The sequence below is a fragment of the Paenibacillus sp. P4_A7 genome (assembly GCF_056402455.1).
Genome location: NZ_JBFUHJ010000708.1, coordinates 1 through 1,790, shown reverse-complemented (window position 1 = coordinate 1,790; position 1,790 = coordinate 1). Strand labels below are relative to the sequence as shown.

Annotated in this window: 2 protein-coding genes and 1 pseudogene; all 3 read right to left on the bottom strand. The window is 34.3% G+C overall.

The features are described from left to right. Positions 1 to 35 precede the first annotated feature (35 nt). Positions 36 to 341, bottom strand: a complete 306-nt coding sequence (locus AC1DWN_RS33235; protein WP_477563101.1) for a hypothetical protein — start codon at positions 339 to 341, stop codon at positions 36 to 38. Between the two features lie 41 nt (positions 342 to 382). Beyond that, positions 383 to 1,462 carry a hypothetical protein gene (locus tag AC1DWN_RS33230; RefSeq protein WP_477563100.1) on the bottom strand — a complete coding sequence of 360 codons (1,080 nt, stop codon included), beginning with the start codon at positions 1,460 to 1,462 and terminating at the stop codon, positions 383 to 385. 127 nt (positions 1,463 to 1,589) lie between these two features. Continuing rightward, positions 1,590 to 1,790 (bottom strand): annotated as a pseudogene (locus AC1DWN_RS33225) (hypothetical protein); the annotation flags it as partial.

The window sequence follows — 1,790 nt, the reverse complement described above, 5'->3', positions numbered from 1 at the left end:
CTCACCTGAAAGACAAGGTGRGGGCTATTTGACGCTTACACATAAACCCAATTTTGAGCATACTCACCTTTTGAAAACCCATACATTATATTTAATTTTTCATTATTACAATTTCTGCAATGTGTATTATTGTCTGATAATTTTGTATAACCATCATACACATCTATCTTTATTCTTTCATGGCAGTTAATGTACTGAAGCCAAACAGATTCATCATCATTTACAAATGCAAAAAACAATTCTGTTGTACATTTGTCGCATGTAATATAGGTAGTTGAAGATACTTCAATATAATGTGATTTTGAATAATCTTTAAGGAATTTTCCCATAGCATTGTGCATCTTAATTCTCCCTGAGTATATAAATTTACTTCGTTTTCTAATTATCTTTCAAAAATTTTAGTTTCAATTAAAATTTCCGCATTCTTGAAGAAATCATTCCAAGGAGCTAAAGGAAAAAGTTCATCATGTTCCATATCAATGGCACACACTTTTTTTTCTTTGGGCATCCAAACAAATCTGACACTACCATAACTTGCAACCTCAACCGAAAGTAATACGATATTTTTCCTTTTCCACTTGGTCACCACTGTATCAGTTAGTGAAAAAAATCTGATATATGCGATTGGACAATCCTCTGAGAAAGTCATTAGTAATGCACTATTTCTTAGAAAATCTAACAATTCGCGAGGACATTCTAGACGACGAAGCTCACTTATTTTGTTTTGTTCATCGTGCCATTCCTGAGGTTCCAAAGACTTAATTCTCGCAGCAACTTCTGTTAATTCGTTTTCCACAGCTATAGTATAGGCACGATCACCATCATCACCAATCATCATTACATTTGCATTGTGATCAAGAAGCCACATAGCTGCTTGTGCATGTTTGTGGCGGATGGCAACCATAAGTGGCGTTATTGGCACTAAAAAAATGGCATCTGGACAGTTATAATTTATATCAACACCCATAGAATATATTTTTGTTAATAGTTCCATATTAATATCTTTGCCCAAAAACAGTTGACGAAAAAAACTCCCACCATACTTTGATACAGTAACACCATTTTCTTCGAGTAAATCAATCATACTGTAGTTTTCACCGTAGTGCATATAGCTGAAAATTTCACCAGGCTGTTTTTTACTTAGATTGCAAAGTCCACCGTTGTCAATAATTTTTTGTGTGAATTCCATATCAGTGAACTGTACAGCAGTAAAAATTGCCGGGTCATATTGATCATTTAATATTGCACCCTTTTTTATTAACCAGTTAACCATTTGCATGTTTTTGATCCTAAGTGCGATTTGTAACAATGTAAAGTTAAAACTGCTAATTGCAATTCTTTTATTAACATTAAACCTGCGCTTTTCTATCCTATATTGAAGGTCATCAAAATCACTGTTTAAAACTGAAATCACTTCGGGTGGCAGTGTTTCAAAACTTCCTAAACCATTTATTTTATACATTTTATCCTCCACATGATCAATGTAAATTATATAATTTCTTCACTATTATACACCAATGGTAATAATGTAAGCTTCAAATAGCCCCCACCTTGTCTTTCAGGTGAGGGCTATCATCATAAGATTGAATTTATGAATTAAATAAGCGGCGTTCTAAATTGCTTCCACACAGCTTTACAGCTAGGTTTTCGATTTCTTCGGTCTTGTTGTCAGAAGCATAAACTTCCATATATTCGATACTGTTGCTGGACGAAAACATTGCTGCAATACTGTCCATATCACGGATTCGACGACACATTTTTACTGCTCCCGGCGATTGCCCCATATTGGG